This window comes from Tolypothrix sp. VBCCA 56010 (assembly GCF_050875635.1).
GTDB lineage: Bacteria > Cyanobacteriota > Cyanobacteriia > Cyanobacteriales > Nostocaceae > Hassallia.
Map to the genome: position 1 here is coordinate 1 of NZ_JBPAOH010000405.1, position 646 is coordinate 646.

Annotated in this window: 1 protein-coding gene and 1 pseudogene; one reads left to right on the forward strand and one right to left on the reverse strand. The window is 43.7% G+C overall.

Annotated features, from left to right (window positions below; translation table 11 throughout):
- Nucleotides 1-145 precede the first annotated feature (145 nt).
- Nucleotides 146-334: a hypothetical protein gene (locus AABK37_RS41740; RefSeq protein ID WP_432557234.1), complete on the forward strand. Its 189-nt coding sequence runs from the start codon at nt 146-148 to the stop codon at nt 332-334.
- A 48-nt stretch (nt 335-382) separates the two neighbouring features.
- Here the strand turns inward: AABK37_RS41740 and AABK37_RS41745 are convergent.
- A pseudogene (locus AABK37_RS41745) lies at nt 383-646 on the reverse strand (Uma2 family endonuclease); the annotation flags it as partial.

Sequence of the window (646 nt, forward strand, 5' to 3'; positions counted from 1 at the left end):
TTTTGCAAATTCGTTTGGCTTATACATATATCACTCATAGACCAGCTATGACTATGAGTGTACAGCTTTGTCTAGGTTATTGGCGACTTAGGACAAACTCTTTGCTGACGGTGGCAAAGCTAAACAGCATGAACCGGAAACTCTGTTGCAAGCGCTGCGACCAGGAGGTATCATTGTTTTGGATGATTTGACACCTCTTTCCTTACAAACACCCGAGCAACGCGACCAACCCGATCCGGTGCGTGAGTTCTGGTTGAATGACAAGAGGGTTTTTGCAACCGAAGTGATGGTAAATCCGACAAGCGCAGTTATTGTAGCAACACGGAACAACTGAATGCAATCATTATAATATAGTACACCAGCAGAGCGATCGCGTTATTTTTTAGATATTATCTGGGTCAATATTCAATTCTCGCAGTTTTGCGGCTAGGCGATCGGCGCGTTGGGTTTCTTGTTCAGCACGTTGGGTTTCGAGTTTCGCAACTTCTTCGGGTGTAGGAATTAACTGTCCTTCTGGGGTAAAGTAGCGCAATTTATTTTCGCGAACACCCAAATACAAGTTTAGCTGTTGACTCCACAACCATCCGATTGAATTAGGTTCTATCGGTCGATAAATACCACCAAGTAAAATAAACCCAGCAAATTC